The sequence below is a fragment of the Neobacillus sp. B4I6 genome, assembly GCF_050434045.1.
Taxonomy (GTDB): Bacteria; Bacillota; Bacilli; order Bacillales; family Cytobacillaceae; genus Neobacillus.
Genome location: NZ_JBNPWB010000002.1, coordinates 4655816 through 4670570 on the forward strand (window position 1 = coordinate 4655816; position 14755 = coordinate 4670570).

The 14755-nt window shown below is 38.1% G+C and carries 13 protein-coding genes; 5 read left to right on the forward strand and 8 right to left on the reverse strand.

What is annotated here, in order from left to right:
• Positions 1-183 precede the first annotated feature (183 nt).
• From QF028_RS25270 to QF028_RS25285, 4 genes are all read right to left on the reverse strand, one after another.
• Positions 184-2181 carry a collagen-like protein gene (locus tag QF028_RS25270; protein WP_429470002.1) on the reverse strand — a complete coding sequence of 666 codons (1998 nt, stop codon included), beginning with the start codon at positions 2179-2181 and terminating at the stop codon, positions 184-186.
• Positions 2166-2537: a hypothetical protein gene (locus QF028_RS25275; protein ID WP_429470004.1), complete on the reverse strand. Its 372-nt coding sequence runs from the start codon at positions 2535-2537 to the stop codon at positions 2166-2168. The genes QF028_RS25270 and QF028_RS25275 overlap by 16 nt, the downstream gene beginning before the upstream one ends.
• Before the next feature lie 171 nt (positions 2538-2708).
• A complete protein-coding gene (locus tag QF028_RS25280; RefSeq protein ID WP_429470006.1) occupies positions 2709-3809 on the reverse strand; it encodes a glycosyltransferase in 1101 nt (366 codons plus the stop codon).
• A gap of 287 nt (positions 3810-4096) precedes the next feature.
• Positions 4097-5047: an NAD-dependent epimerase/dehydratase family protein gene (locus QF028_RS25285; protein ID WP_429470008.1), complete on the reverse strand. Its 951-nt coding sequence runs from the start codon at positions 5045-5047 to the stop codon at positions 4097-4099.
• A gap of 162 nt (positions 5048-5209) precedes the next feature.
• On the opposite strand from QF028_RS25285, the gene QF028_RS25290 reads away from it, so the two are divergent.
• Positions 5210-5416: a hypothetical protein gene (locus QF028_RS25290; RefSeq protein WP_429470010.1), complete on the forward strand. Its 207-nt coding sequence runs from the start codon at positions 5210-5212 to the stop codon at positions 5414-5416.
• Positions 5417-5789: 373 nt separating this feature from the next.
• Positions 5790-7016: a glucose-1-phosphate adenylyltransferase gene (locus QF028_RS25295; protein ID WP_429470012.1), complete on the forward strand. Its 1227-nt coding sequence runs from the start codon at positions 5790-5792 to the stop codon at positions 7014-7016.
• Between the two features lie 195 nt (positions 7017-7211).
• On the opposite strand, the gene istB is transcribed toward QF028_RS25295, so the two are convergent.
• Together istB and istA are read right to left on the reverse strand one after the other, a co-directional pair.
• The gene (gene istB, locus QF028_RS25300; RefSeq protein WP_429465747.1) at positions 7212-7976 is read right to left on the reverse strand and encodes an IS21-like element helper ATPase IstB; all 765 of its coding nucleotides are present in this window, start codon (positions 7974-7976) and stop codon (positions 7212-7214) included.
• Entirely contained in the window at positions 7973-9535 is a 1563-nt protein-coding gene (gene istA / locus QF028_RS25305) for an IS21 family transposase (protein WP_429465749.1), read from the reverse strand. The genes istB and istA overlap by 4 nt, the downstream gene beginning before the upstream one ends.
• A gap of 345 nt (positions 9536-9880) precedes the next feature.
• Between istA and QF028_RS25310 the strand changes: the two genes are divergently transcribed.
• From QF028_RS25310 to QF028_RS25320, 3 genes are all read left to right on the forward strand, one after another.
• Entirely contained in the window at positions 9881-11230 is a 1350-nt protein-coding gene (locus QF028_RS25310; RefSeq protein WP_429470014.1) for a DNA sulfur modification protein DndB, read from the forward strand.
• 1 nt (position 11231) lies between these two features.
• On the forward strand, positions 11232-12203 hold the full coding sequence (locus QF028_RS25315) for a hypothetical protein (RefSeq protein WP_429470015.1): 972 nt from the start codon (positions 11232-11234) through the stop codon (positions 12201-12203).
• A gap of 191 nt (positions 12204-12394) precedes the next feature.
• The gene (locus QF028_RS25320; RefSeq protein ID WP_429470017.1) at positions 12395-12592 is read left to right on the forward strand and encodes a hypothetical protein; all 198 of its coding nucleotides are present in this window, start codon (positions 12395-12397) and stop codon (positions 12590-12592) included.
• Positions 12593-12933: 341 nt separating this feature from the next.
• On the opposite strand, the gene pgmB is transcribed toward QF028_RS25320, so the two are convergent.
• On the reverse strand, positions 12934-13617 hold the full coding sequence (pgmB, locus tag QF028_RS25325) for a beta-phosphoglucomutase (RefSeq protein ID WP_429470019.1): 684 nt from the start codon (positions 13615-13617) through the stop codon (positions 12934-12936).
• Positions 13611-14753, reverse strand: a complete 1143-nt coding sequence (locus QF028_RS25330) for a glycerate kinase (RefSeq protein WP_429470021.1) — start codon at positions 14751-14753, stop codon at positions 13611-13613. The genes pgmB and QF028_RS25330 overlap by 7 nt, the downstream gene beginning before the upstream one ends.
• Positions 14754-14755: the final 2 nt, after the last annotated feature.

Genomic DNA, 14755 nt, shown 5'->3' on the forward strand with positions numbered 1-14755 from the left:
AGTCATATGGCCCCCCAGTTGTTTGGATCTGTAGATAGTTGAATTCTCCGTTAGAGCCCTGTGAGACCAAGGTAATTTCTGCCGAATATTTCCTTCCCTTTCATCCGGCCGGTTTGATCGAAAGCTCGGAAACTGCTTTACAACTTCACTTTGAGTTTGTGAGAGTTTCATATCCATTCGAAACTAATTTAATTTTTTAATGACAATAGAAGCGTTTACGTTTGTTTGTGTGCCTCCTGCAAGTGTCTGAAGGGTAACTGCTGCAGTAGAAGAATGATTTCGAAGGGTAATAACATCGCCGGCTGCTATAGCGATTATAGCCTGACCGTTGTTTTGCTGAGTACCAGCACCTGAACCGTAGACAGTTCCCGCAACCGGCGCCCCATTTAAAAATAGTGCGAATTGGTTGGGTTCTACACCCGACACGGAGAAAGTAACCTCGTAGTCTCCCGGACTCGTAACTAAAATCTGAGATGTTCCGGGGGCATGCGTAATTCCAGGTGTAATTATTCCATTTGAATCAAAAATGACATCCGCCTCTATAGGTACAACTTGAGCACCGAGGTTGTAAATATACCCGTATAGGGATAATCCACCTGCTGCTCCTGTTGCGCCTGTAGCTCCTGTAGCTCCCGTTGCTCCTGCTGGTCCAGTTTCTCCCGTTGCTCCTGTTGCTCCCGTTGCTCCAGTTACTCCAGCTGGTCCAGTTGCGCCTGTTGCTCCCGTTGCTCCAGCTGGTCCAGTTGCTCCTGTTGCTCCTGTTGCTCCTGTAGCTCCCGTTGCTCCTGCTGGTCCAGTTTCTCCCGTTGCTCCTGTTGCACCTGTTGCTCCTGCTACTCCAGCTGGTCCAGTTGCTCCTGTTGCTCCCGTTGCTCCTGCTACTCCAGCTGGTCCAGTTGCTCCTGTTGCTCCTGTTGCTCCTGCTGGTCCAGTTTCTCCCGTTGCTCCTGTTGCTCCTGTTGCTCCAGCTACTCCAGCTGGTCCAGTTTCTCCTGTTGCTCCCGTTGCTCCTGCTACTCCAGCTGGTCCAGTTGCTCCTGTTGTTCCCGTTGCGCCTGTTGCTCCAGTTGCGCCTGTTGCTCCAGCTGGTCCAGTTGCGCCTGTTGCTCCAGCTGGTCCAGTTTCTCCTGTTGCGCCTGTTACTCCCGTTGCTCCCGTTGCTCCCGTTGCTCCCGTTGCTCCCGTTGCTCCCGTTGCTCCCGTTGCTCCCGTTGCTCCCGTTGCTCCAGCTGGTCCAGTTTCTCCTGTTGCGCCTGTTGCTCCAGCTACTCCAGCTGGTCCAGTTGCTCCCGTTGCTCCAGCTGGTCCAGTTTCTCCTGTTGCGCCTGTTGCTCCAGCTACTCCAGCTGGTCCAGTTGCTCCCGTTGCTCCAGTTGCTCCCGTTGCTCCCGTTGCTCCCGCTGCTCCAGCTGGTCCAGTTGCGCCTGTTGCTCCAGCTGGTCCAGTTTCTCCTGTTGCGCCTGTTACTCCCGTTGCTCCCGTTGCTCCCGTTGCTCCCGTTGCTCCAGTTGCTCCAGCTGGTCCAGTTTCTCCTGTTGCGCCTGTTGCTCCAGCTACTCCAGCTGGTCCAGTTGCTCCCGTTGCTCCAGCTGGTCCAGTTTCTCCTGTTGCGCCTGTTGCTCCAGCTACTCCAGCTGGTCCAGTTGCTCCCGTTGCTCCAGTTGCTCCCGTTGCTCCCGTTGCTCCAGCTGGTCCAGTTGCTCCTGTTGCACCTGTTGCTCCCGTTGCCCCAGTTTCTCCTGTTGCTCCTGTAGCTCCGGTTGCCCCAGTAGCTCCGCCAGCTGGTCCAGTTTCTCCTGTTGCTCCTGTAGCTCCGGTTGCCCCAGTAGCTCCGGCTGCCCCAGCAGGTCCCGTTGCCCCAGTTGCTCCAGTTGCTCCTGTAGCTCCGGTTGCCCCAGTAGCTCCGCCAGCTGGTCCAGTTGCTCCAGTTGCTCCTGTAGCTCCGGTTGCCCCAGTAGCTCCGGCTGCCCCAGCAGGTCCCGTTGCCCCAGTAGCTCCAGTGGCTCCGGCTGCCCCAGCTGTTCCTGTAGCCCCAGTAGCTCCGGCTGCCCCAGCAGGTCCCGTAGCTCCGGCTGGTCCGGCTGGTCCGGCTGCCCCAGCAGGTCCCGTAGCTCCGGCTGGTCCGGCTGGTCCGGCTGCCCCAGCAGGTACATATACTTTTACTTTTACATTTTGCTGCACTTTGCATTGGCAATTACTATGCCCACAATCTGGACATTTTTGGTTTTTGCATTGGCAATTACTGTGCTCACATTTTGAGCATTTTTTGTTTTTACATATGCAACTCTTTTGTCCACAATCTTTACATATCTTCTCTTTGCATTGGCAATTACTGTGCCCACATTTTGAACATTTTTTGTTTTTACATATGCAACTCTTTTGACCACAATCTTTACATTTCTTCTCTTTGCATTGGCAACTTCTATGTCCGCATTTTGAACATTTTTTTTGCTTATCCATATCTCTTGATCAACTCCTTTTCTTACATCACTGTAGTTTATGAAAAAGAATATAGTGGAGATTGGACATGCAACCATTATTAAAAATAAATTATATTAAAAGGGCATCCACTAAGAGGGCACTTTAAAACGAATACAGCCCCAAAGTTATGATTAACATAATTTTGAGGCTGTCTTATTAAACATTATAACCTTCTACCCTTTTTACAGTGTCCTCTACTTGCATACCTTTTTTATTACCATACTTAACTAAAAATCAGCCTGCTCTGCTAACTGTTGTTTTTGTAAAATAGGTTCTAGAAAACTTTTGTTGTGCAAAATACTAGGGTGATCAGGTAGATGTTTTCGGGCAATCTCGTTATGGGCATTGGCTAAAACATAGTTGCCTAATTGTGAATAACAAACGCACAACTGTAAATGCGGAAGCCATGTCCAGCAAGCATGTTTAATCATCCCAAGATTCTCAGTGGGCTTTTCGAGTTGTGTGGCAAGTTTATACCAAAAGACAGCATGATGGAGTTGATTGTTCTGGAGGAATCTGTAGCCTAACCGGCAGCAAAACTCGGCTCTAGGTGAGTCATATTCAAAAGATTTTAGAGTAAAGTGAAGTTCGCTTTCGTGGTCACCTAATGTATTATAACAATCTGCAAGCTTTCCACATGCAGAAATATAATCTTCTACCCAACCGTTTTTTGTTGCTAAAAATTGCTTATAGTAATCGATTGCAGGCTCTATCCTTTGATGGTCGAGCAATTCGTTTGCAAAGTAATACAAATCTCTTGGTGAAAAATTTTCACCTAGGGAAAGTCGGTTTTCATAGATTCGGAGATTTCGATCTGAGTCATGATGAATGCTACAATGGGTTACAGCAACATCGCTGTGAAAGATGTTGCCCCAAACCTCTAGGTACTCATGTACGGCCCCGTGCCATTGGAAGTCGTTTTGCCTTTTTACGAGGCGATTACGTCGCAAGCTTGAAATGACATTTTCTTTTTCATCAATCGCGAGATTATAATGCATCGTGACTGAATCAATGGACGGATCTAGCGTTTTCTTTAACGTCAAGAATTTTTCGCGATCCTGCTCCATTACAACATCATCCGCATCTAACCAAAAAATGTAGTCCATTGTTGCATGACTAAAAGCGAAATTGCGTGCTGCGGCAAAATCATCAATCCAGGTGAAGTCAATTATATGGTCGGTAAATTGTGAAACAATTTCTTTGGTTTTATCGGTAGAACCCGTGTCAACGATGATAATTTCATCGACGAGATTTTTCACTGCTTCTAAACATCTTGCAATGGTTTCTTCTTCATTTTTTACAATCATGCAAAGGCTAACGGTAATCAATTTGATAGCTCCTTTACGTCCCCTTTTTTAGGGTAGATAACTATAAAACAAATGATAAATATTTTATATTTAATCCATTATATTTGTAACAAAGGGAATAAGTGAAAAAAACGGGTATATATATGAAATTTATAAAAATCAATTCGTCCAGCAATATTTCATCTTAAATATTTTACATATGTACATGAGGTTTGAAAATAAATATGGAGAAATAAAAGGCTGACTCTAAAAAAGTGGTTTATATACCACCTTTCGAGTCAGCCTTAGTTTTTATTAAAAAATACAAGCTATTGAATTTTTTCATTAAATTGGCATGTTTTTGTTAAACCATCGATAATTGAATATATTGGCTGCCACTTTAGTTCCATTTTTGCTAATTGATTATCAAGACAACTGTGATTGATGTCTCCTAATCGTTCCTGTTTATATTCAGGGACAACTTTTTTATTTAAGATAGTGTTTAATTTTTCAATAAGTTCATTGATGGATAATCGTTTGTTTGTGCCAATGTTATATGTTCCATTTTTTTCTGTTTTTAGTGAGGCTAGATTCGCTGCAACGACATCCTCCACATAAATAAAATCTCTTGTATGTTCTCCATCTCCAAATACAACAGGAATTTCATTATTCATCATTTTATTAATAAAAATGGAGATAACACCACCTTCGCCCTTTGGCATTTGCCGAGGACCATAGACATTTGCATACCTTAAAATTGTATATTTTACGTTATAAAGTTGTGCATAACAACGGATATAAAGTTCTGGTGTATACTTGGATATACCATAATTGGATAGAGGATGAATCGGATGTTGTTCACAAACTGGCAAATTTAGTGGTGTACCGTAAACGGCTGCAGAAGATGAATAAATGAGTTTACTATTATACGTTTGGCATAATTCAATAATGTTAATGGTCCCTAAAATATTCATTTGGGCATCAAGACCTGGATTGTGTATGGATGTTTGTACGTCTATTTGTGCCGCTAGATGAAACACAGCCTTTGGTTTCACTTCTTCAAAAACTCCTATCATTTTCTGTGCGTCTAAAATGTCTGACTGATAAAACTTAGCCCTTGGATTAAGGAATTGTCGTTTTCCGGTCGATAAATTATCGATAACATACGTATCAAAACCTTCATTTATTAGCCTATCAACTAGATTCGAACCAATAAATCCTGCGCCCCCAGTGACGATTACATTCATTTCTTCACCTTCTTTCATACTTTGCTTTTTCATTCCTCCTATTGTTATGAAAAAAGATTGTACATGGTTCCACGGTTTTTGCAAGAAATAAAATAATCAATTATGGAATATAAAGCTAACTTTTTGAAGTACTTATCATATATTATTTTGTGGCAAGTTGGATTATTCTTACTCTTTATTGAAAGGTGTGTAAAGATGACTAAGCAGACAACAGCTTTTTTAAGGATTGATTTTAAAAATCTTTATAAAAAACCTGTTCTAGAAATATACGATTACTTCATACAATATCTTGGTGAACCTGATTATATTGAAAAATGTGCAGATCAAATTCACTGGTTTCACTTTAAGTCTTTTAGAATTGAAAAATTAAATAATCAATGGGGAATTACTATCCCTTTTTGAAACCAGTAGTGGATTACGACTCAATAGACGTATTTATACAATTAGCAGAGGAATTAAAAAATAAATTAATTAATATATATAAAGCGATACCCTTTCAAGATGATGAAGTGGAAATTTTCTTAGATTACAATATTCACCATTCCATACCACTACCATGGACTGAATTAATAAAGGAATGAAAAGATAATAAGGGTAGAAAACACAGTAAATATATTACATTGCAAAGATTGATATTATGAGAATAAAAATAAAATATATAATTAATTAAAGTATAAATTTATATCAAAAAAAGAAATTGCCCTCTTCTACAAGCCATGAGAAGATGATCGTTTATAACATTAATAAAGGATAATCCTTTACTATGGAGGCAAATATGACTAAAAAACAATGTATAGCGATGCTATTAGCTGGGGGTAGAGGGACTCGATTAAAAGAATTGACCAATTATATAGCAAAGCCAGCTGTTCCATTTGGTGGAAAATATCGAATTATTGATTTTCCATTAAGCAATTGTAGTAATTCTGGCATTGATACTGTTGGTGTTTTGACACAGTATCAACCTCACACTCTTCAAAATTACATTGGCGATGGCAAGCACTGGAATCTAAACCGAAAAAATGGAGGGGTTACTATTCTTCCATCTTTTCAATGTGAGTTGGGTGAACGATGGTATGAAGGCACCGCCCATGCTATTTATCAAAACCTTCGATTTATTGAAAGTTACAATCCAGCGTATGTTCTAATTATTTCAGGTGATCACATTTATAAGATGGATTACAGTAAAATGCTAAAGCAGCATATAGAAACGTCGGCGGATGCCACCATTTCAGTCATAAACGTACCGTGGAGGGAAGCCAATCGATTTGGAATTATGAATATCGATCCCGACTCTAAGAAAATATTAAATTTTGAAGAAAAGCCAGAACTGCCTAAATCAAACCTTGCCTCTATGGGCATTTACATTTTTAATTGGAAACTGTTAAAAAAATATTTAGAACAAGAAGAAAAAAAACCATTTTCAACTAAGGATTTTGGGAAGGATATTATACCTTCGTTGATAAATGATAATTGCAAACTATATGCTTATCGCTTCAAAGGTTATTGGAAGGATGTCGGAACCATTCGTAGCCTTTGGGAAGCGAATATGGATTTACTTTCATTTAAAAGCAATCCAATTTTACAAAATGAAAACTGGACTATTTATACTCATGAAACTTCTCAGCCGCCATTGTATTTGGACGGAAAGGCTAGCACACACAAATCTTTAGTAAGTGAAGGCTGTAAGGTGTTTGGAAGTGTAGAAAATTCGGTTCTTTTTTGTGGAGTAACCGTGGGTAAAGGAGCTGTTATTAAAAATTCTGTTATTTTGCCCAATACTATTATTGGTGAAAATGCGGTGATTAACCAAGCAGTTGTTGGTAGTGGAACTGTAATTGAAGCCAATGTTAAAGTGGGAGAAGAACAGCCGTTTAGTGAAATTACCTTAATTGGGGATAATCAAACCATTCAAGTTAATAAAATAAAAAAGGCTTTACTCCTTAATTTAAGTAAAGCACCCTTGAGTCATAATGAACGAAACGACTCCCATCGCTTAACGTAGATTGCACTTGGTCATAATGTTACTATCCATATCAAAACCAAGTGTAGAGCTGCACAAGAATAGGAGCTGATTATTATGAAGGATTGCCAAAAGATTTGTTGGTTTAGACGCCTCAAACATACATAAGTTAAATACCAGAAATATTTAAGCAGCAAAATGGTGTGAGCGTCAAGTAGAAATGAACAATTTTGCTGATTATTTTTGAACACTTTCTTCATTAAAGATCCTTTGTCTGTTTCTCATTCTGTGGCTATCTTCATTGAAGCTCACAATCTCTGCACGATGAATCAGACGGTCTAATATGGCTGTAGCTACACCCACATCCCCAAGCAATTCTGTCCACTCCTTCGGAGATCGGTTGGACGTAAGGATGATTGATGAATGGTTATATAAATCATTGACTAGCTGAAAGAAAAGGTTGGCTTCTCTTGGGTCCATAGCTGCGTACATTAAGTCGTCAATGATGACTAGATGAGAGTCCTTAATTCTTTTTATCCTAGTTTGTGATTTCCTCGTGATGTCCAGAGTTTTTAACGTGTGGACCAATTCTCCCATTGATATAAATGAAACCTTATAGCCCTTTTGTATAGCTTCAAGTCCTAGTCCAACTGCCAAGTGGGTCTTACCGACTCCTGGAGGCCCCAATAGGATTAGGTTAAAGAGCTGCTCCACCCATGCCAATTCCTTTAATTGATTAAATTCCTTTTGGCTCATCGATTCCTGTTCCTCTAAATTAAAATCATCCAAAGGGGCTATACATGGAAAAGAGGCAAGTTTAAGCCTTTTTTCCATGTTCTTTTCATCTCTTTTGTTTCGTTCGTACTCTACCAGATTATTTAAGAAAGAAAGGTAGCTAACTTGATCTTTCTCAGCTTTGGCCAGAATAGCGGGAAGCTCTTTTGAAGCTTCCGAGAGTCGGAGAGATACGAGGGCATCCTGAAGTTTCTGGATCTGTCTCATTTAACTCCCTCCATGATTGCGACATATTGATCAAATGGACGCTGCTTAGCTTCTTCGTTAAGTAACGGCAATTCCTCTATATCGGCAGATGTTGGTTTAGTTTCAGCGATAGCGTTTAGACTGTTCAAGTTAACTTGGCGCTGGCGTTTCAATAACTGGACCACATCCTGAAAATCGTTAGCGCTAAAAAGTTGTCTTTCCATACATAACGCAAGTGAATCATCAAGTACTTCGACAGAACTTACATCAATACACTTTTTTATGATACTCAACTGATCACGGAGATATCTTGGATATCTTTTTCGTAACTCCTGAAAATACATCTGGGCCATCTCACCGTTTGTAAAGTGGCTACCCACAGCCTCCATTAATTCATTAAGTCCTCTAGAGCGGTCACGCTGATGGGATGTATTACGAATCAGTTGACCTTTATCGGGGCTGATTGAATGACTTGCCAATACTTCTCCTGTCTCTTTGACATAAATGATTAGTTTATTTTCTTTATTTCTCATTATCTGAACTTCTGGGTGTTTCTGATAGGTGCCGAGAGGCACCGTATAACGGTTCGAAAGGAATAATACCGTGTTGTCCTTCCGTACACTTCTTGTTATACTATTATTACTATTATGATTTAATAGGCTGACCTGCCTCATGTGTTGCTTTTCCAGGAGAAACACATCGGCGGGTCTTCTTTTTGTCCCATTGTGGATTTTACCGTTTCCTGTTCTGCCCAGCCAGTGCTGGCACTGCTCATTCCAGGAATCAATATTGTTAAAAACTCTATGTAGTACAAAGTTTTTCTTGATGAACCCCACGGCGTTCTCGACCCTTCCTTTGCTTTCAGGATCTGCCTTCCGGCATAAAACCACCTTAAACTTTACTTCGTTGACAAACTGCTGAAATTCCTCAGTCAGTAGGAGATCGCCTTCATTTTCGGAGACCACCAACAAACGATCCTGATCATATAGAATTTCCTTAGAGACTCCACCAAAAGCAACAAACGCTTTTTTATGGGCTTCAACTACATCCTTGGTAGTAAAGGGACGATTTTGAAACCAAACATATTTGTATCTCGAGTGAGCAAGCACAAATACGATAAACATGAGTTTGACCGGCTTTCCAACTTTATTTCTTACGGTGACAAATCCAAAGTCAGCCTGTATTTGTTCACCCATTGGAGGATCAGGTATTGCCTCATAGTTTCGTTTCTGAGCCTCTTTAGGGATAGAAAACTCCTCTCGAAGTTCCTTCACATAATTCCGTACGGTACTTTCACCAACTTTGAAGGTGGGGAATTTATCTTTCAGCCAATCATTTACCTGTGCTGCGGAAATGTCCGGGTATTCCCTTAGCCATTTCAAGATCAATTCTTTATGTATATCTAATTTCTTCGTTCTGATCATAGTTGATGCCGTCCATTCTGCCATTTCATCTGGTGACTTCTTAAGGTACTTATATACTGTATTTCTTGATAGCTCTAACTTTCTCGCGATAGCTGAAACGCTGTAGCGCTGATTAACCAGTCCTCTAATCTGTATGTACATTTCAAACTTATCCACCTTCCAAATCCTCCTGCCTTTATCTTAGAACCTAAAAATCTATGATAAAGGCAATAGGTATTCTAGTAAATAAGTGTTCATATTTATTTGGCGTAAACTGTTCACTTTATTCTAGCAGTCACAAATGGCTGTTTTTTTTATTTTTAGTTATTTAATTTATTTAATTTCAATATGATTAATAATAAAATAAGTTTTGTATACCAAAGCTATAAATATTGAAAAAAATTTAGTTATCCTAATTTATTGAATGATTACTTTATTAACCCCTATGCAACGTTAATTTAATTAAATAAAATCTGTATATCTGAAAATTCAAATATACAACTCTTAAAGGATTGAATACTAATGAAAAAAAACGAGCTTAGAGGAAATTTAATTGAAGTCGTGACTAATATTAAAGAAGACAAAAAATTAATTAACAAAATAAAAAAGGGTTTGAAAGTATATAAAATTTTACCGGGTCAAGTACAAAGTTATTTTAATAACCCTGATATATTATGGGAGGTAGATATCGAATCGGTCTACCTTTTTCTTGAACAAATTTATTCAGCTACCGAAAATCCAAAAATAAAACCATCAATATACTTTTCACCTAGAGAAATAAAAGAAATTAGGACAAATTTTGTTGGGTATCACACGAATAGTATAGTGTTCCCCTATACCTTTAGAAATGTACTAAAGGGAACGGAAGATGACTTTATTCTTTATATCAAAGCAAGTGAGATAAAGCGCCTTTTTGAAAATGGATTACTACAGTATAATCCAGAAACTCAACGTGAAATGAGACAATCGATAGGTAAGGACTCGAACGAAATTATCGAAACTCCTAAAATTATTGAGAAAAGCATAATCGAAATGGAGGAGCTATTAAATAAAGGTGAAATGATTAGCACCATTATTACGTTAAACGCACGGTTAGGCAGTACAGATGATGAATCTGGAGAAGAATTACAATATGCAGAAGATTCGATGACATTAACCGTTACAAATGGAACATTATTAGATGTACTAGATGGATTTCACCGCATAAATGCCATTGTCAGAGCGATAAGAAAAGATCCTTCTTTAGAAGCTATGTTCAAATTAAATATTTTACACTTGGGAAAATCTATGGCTCAACAGTACTTTAGACAATTAAATACAACTAACCCCGTTGGGAAAGGACAGTTAAAAAAATTGGGTGAATCCAGGCAGGCAGATTTTATTGCTAAACAAGTGCAATACAATAGTGAATTAAAAAATAAAGTGGCAGCTTCAGATAGTATTACGCCTTATTCTAATTTTTTAGTTACATTTAAAACACTTTCTGATGCAATTGATGAAGTTTTTAAAGTTGAAGATAAACGTACTGCAATAAACATTGCTAATTATTTAATCGAATTTATCAATGAATTATTTTTCGCTTTCCCAAATGAATTTCTAGGTGAAGTCGCGGTTGTTAGGAAAAATAGTTTAATCAATACGAATTCCATGTTTTATGGATATATAACTTTAGCAAGAAGAATGAAGGCTGAATGTATTCAGTTGAACAAATTATTTGAGATTATTAAATGTATTGATTTTTCAAGACAAAATAAAATATGGATAGAATCCGATATTTTAAATCAATCGCAAAAAATTCCAAAGAGTATAAAAAAACAAATATATAAATTCTTTAATGATATAGATTTATCAAAATATCAGGAAGGTGGTTAATTTGAAAAAGCTTTATAACGAAAACATAAAAATAGAGTATTTAATGTGTATTCCTGAAAATAGAAGAACTGTTTATAAATATGCACTCTGTAGAAGTTATGACACGGAGGATGTAGTTGGGAAAGATTTATTTGAGTTTAACACTAATGAAATTAAAGATGCATTAATCAATGCTGATCATTCTACATTTAATTCCATTAAATTAACCCTTCATGTTTTTGAGGACTATATAAATTGGGCCATTAAATCTGGAAAAACTCAAAGTAACATTAATCCCATTCTTTCAATAAAAAATGATGAGTTAAAAACCTACTTATCTAAGAAAAAAATTCTATTCTCGAAGTATGAAATACAAGACATGCAAAAAAAAATGGTCAATGCCCAAGATAAAGTGATCCTTCAGCTTCTATTTGAAGGCGTAAATGGGCATGGACTATCCGAGCTATTAAACTTAACCCAATCAGATGTTGATCAGGCCAATCAAATATTGAAGTTAAATGATGATAAATATGGAAAAAGAAGTGTCAAGGTTTCAGAAAAATGTTTAACTTTTGTTATGGAAGCGCTTAATCAAACTCATTATCAAAATAAGAATGGTACCTCAATGGGGAATAACCCTGAATTACCATTAGTAAAAAATAATTATGTTCTAAGAACGGCCACTACAAGGGTACAAAATTTTAAAAGAGCAGATAAACATTTAATTTATAGGAGAATATCTACCATTGCTGATTTTTTTGGATATAAGTATTTAACGGCTAAAAACATTGAAAAGTCAGGCATGATTGCTTTTGCTGTTGTTTTGTACCTCGAGCGAAAAAAATTAGATAATCTGGAATTATCAATTATCGGTAATCAGTTTGGAGTTAGAAAGGTTGTAATGAATGGTCATGAAATATTTAACTTCTCTTTGCTGAAAGAATTTATAAATGCAACTACGATCTTTGATTTATATAACATAAATATAACTTGATGGTTTATCTAATCTCTATCCTGCTGGATAGGGATATAATTTGAAAATAAATATAAAATAATTAATACATTTGTACTATCATATTCCATATAATGGTTACTATTAGGAAAAAATACATATTGGAAAAACCTAACAATTTGTTTATGATTAAAAATGTGAATATAGATATTTTGTCTTAGGGGGAAAAAAGTTTGTCCGTAGTATATGGTAAAATTATCTTAGAGGTATCCATTCAAGATAGTAAATTAGAAAATTTATTAAAAGTAATAAAGGGAATTAATAAATATAATATCGAACTTTATGAGATTGATATCTTAACAAGCTCAGGGAATGTGTATAGTTTAAAGGTAGATGGTGTTGATGTAGAATGGTACTTAAAAGAAAAATGATATTATACACTGCCTGTCATTGAAAAAGTATGTTGAATTTTGTGATTGACATGCACTCCTGATCGGTCAATGGAGCGCTCTTTCATAGTCGCCGATCGCCAACAAACTACTAACTCCCCCCTTATGAAGCCCCATTTATAATTTAGCAGTTTTCATTTTTTTCACTCCTAATTATACCAAGACATCAAGCTATTTTAATCAAACGTTTGATTAGTTTTTCACTCAATCAATAGGGCATGGAGAAACCCTTATAGATCCATGCTTAAATCCCATTTAATCAAACGTTTGATTGGTTTTTATTGAATCATCCATCGGTGTTACATGTTGGTTTCTTAATGTATTTATTTAGAACCTTTTAGGCAAATTTCATATGCCTCTTTAATACTTTTCCACTGGAGATGATTAGTTGATCCTACTAGGTAATCGGCATCACGAAGCGTGTTTCCAACTCCAACTGAAAACATTTCGCTTGAATTAATTGCCTCAATACCCGCTTGAGCATCTTCGATTCCAATCGACAGCTTTGGGCTTGCCCCTAATCCCTTACATGCTGTTAGGAAAATTTCTGGATCTGGTTTAGACTTTTTAATTTTCGCGGCATCGGCAATATAATCAAAAGCTCCTTCTAAGTCTAATGCTTTTAAAACTGTCCCAGCATTTTTCGAAACTGACGCTAATCCAACTGGAATTCCTTCTGCTTTTATATTGGATATTAATTCTAAGATTCCAGGCAAAACATCGTTTGGTGTTAATTGTTTTAATAAGTCACAATAATGAAGGTTTTTCTTATACGCCATTTCTTCCTTTTCGGATAAAGTGAACTCGTTTTGACGGTTTCCTTCTTTTAATATTAATTCTAGGGAATCCATACGGCTAACACCCTTTAACCGCTCATTAAAAACCTCATCTATTGTAATATCTAGCTCCTCAGCAAGTTGTTTCCACGCTAAATAATGAAAATGAGCGGTGTCCGTTATCACCCCATCAAGATCAAATACGACTGCCTCAATCACTTGATTTACCATACTCTATTCCCTCCTTTTTGAAGAAGCGCAGCAATGTTACGAGATGTTGTCTCAATATTCGTGTAGGCTCCATCCATAATTTGTTCAATTGGAAGTAATCCAGGAATCGTTGGAAAAATGGCATCAAACCCATATTCATAAAGTGCTTCACTGCCAATTCCCACACTTCCGCATATCGCAATAACCTTGGCCTGTGGCGGAGCACATGATGCAACGCCCATAGGTGCTTTGCCATACAGGGTTTGCCCGTCTATTTTCCCTTCCCCAACGATCACGATGTCAGCATCCTGACAAATTTCCTTAACCCTTAATTGCTCGAGCATCAGATCAATGCCTTTTTTAATAGTGGCATTAGCAAATAGTATTAGGCCCGCACCCATGCCGCCGCCTGCACCACTTCCTGGAAGGTTGGTGACGTCCTTACCTAAATGACCGCAAGCCATATGATAAAATTCACCCATTGCTTGATCTACTTCAAATAACATGGTTTCAGGCAGACCTTTTTGAGGTCCATACACATAAGTCGCACCATTTTGACCTGTCAGTGGATTATCCACGTCTGCCGCAATTGTTATTTTAACATCATCTAATCGTTTATCCCGATTTATATCAGACATTGAACATGTTTGAAACAAATCTTGACCATTACCGTATACTATTTCTCTATTCTTATCGAAAAATTGGTAACCTAGCGCTGAAGCCATCCCCATTCCGCCATCATTTGTCCCACTTCCCCCAACTCCAATAATGAGTTCGACAGCGCCCCGGTTAATGGCATGCAAAATTAGTTCTCCCACACCATAAGAAGTTGTTTGTAATGGATTTCGTCGATTTAATGGAACAAGATGCAACCCGCACGCTTCTGCCATTTCAATAAAGGCTTTTTTCCCATCGTTGGAAAAAGCGATTTTTGCCTTAACTGGTTCATGTAAAGGTCCCGTTACCGTGATGGTTTCCATTTTCCCGCCGGTTGCGGATGATAAAGCTTGAACGGTTCCTTCACCGCCATCTGCAATTGGCAGTAAATGATACTCTGCTTCAGGGAAAAATTTCATGAACCCAGCTTGGATGGCTTTTGCTACTTGATCTGCAGCTAGACTTTCTTTAAATGAATCTGGTGCAATAACAATTTTCATTG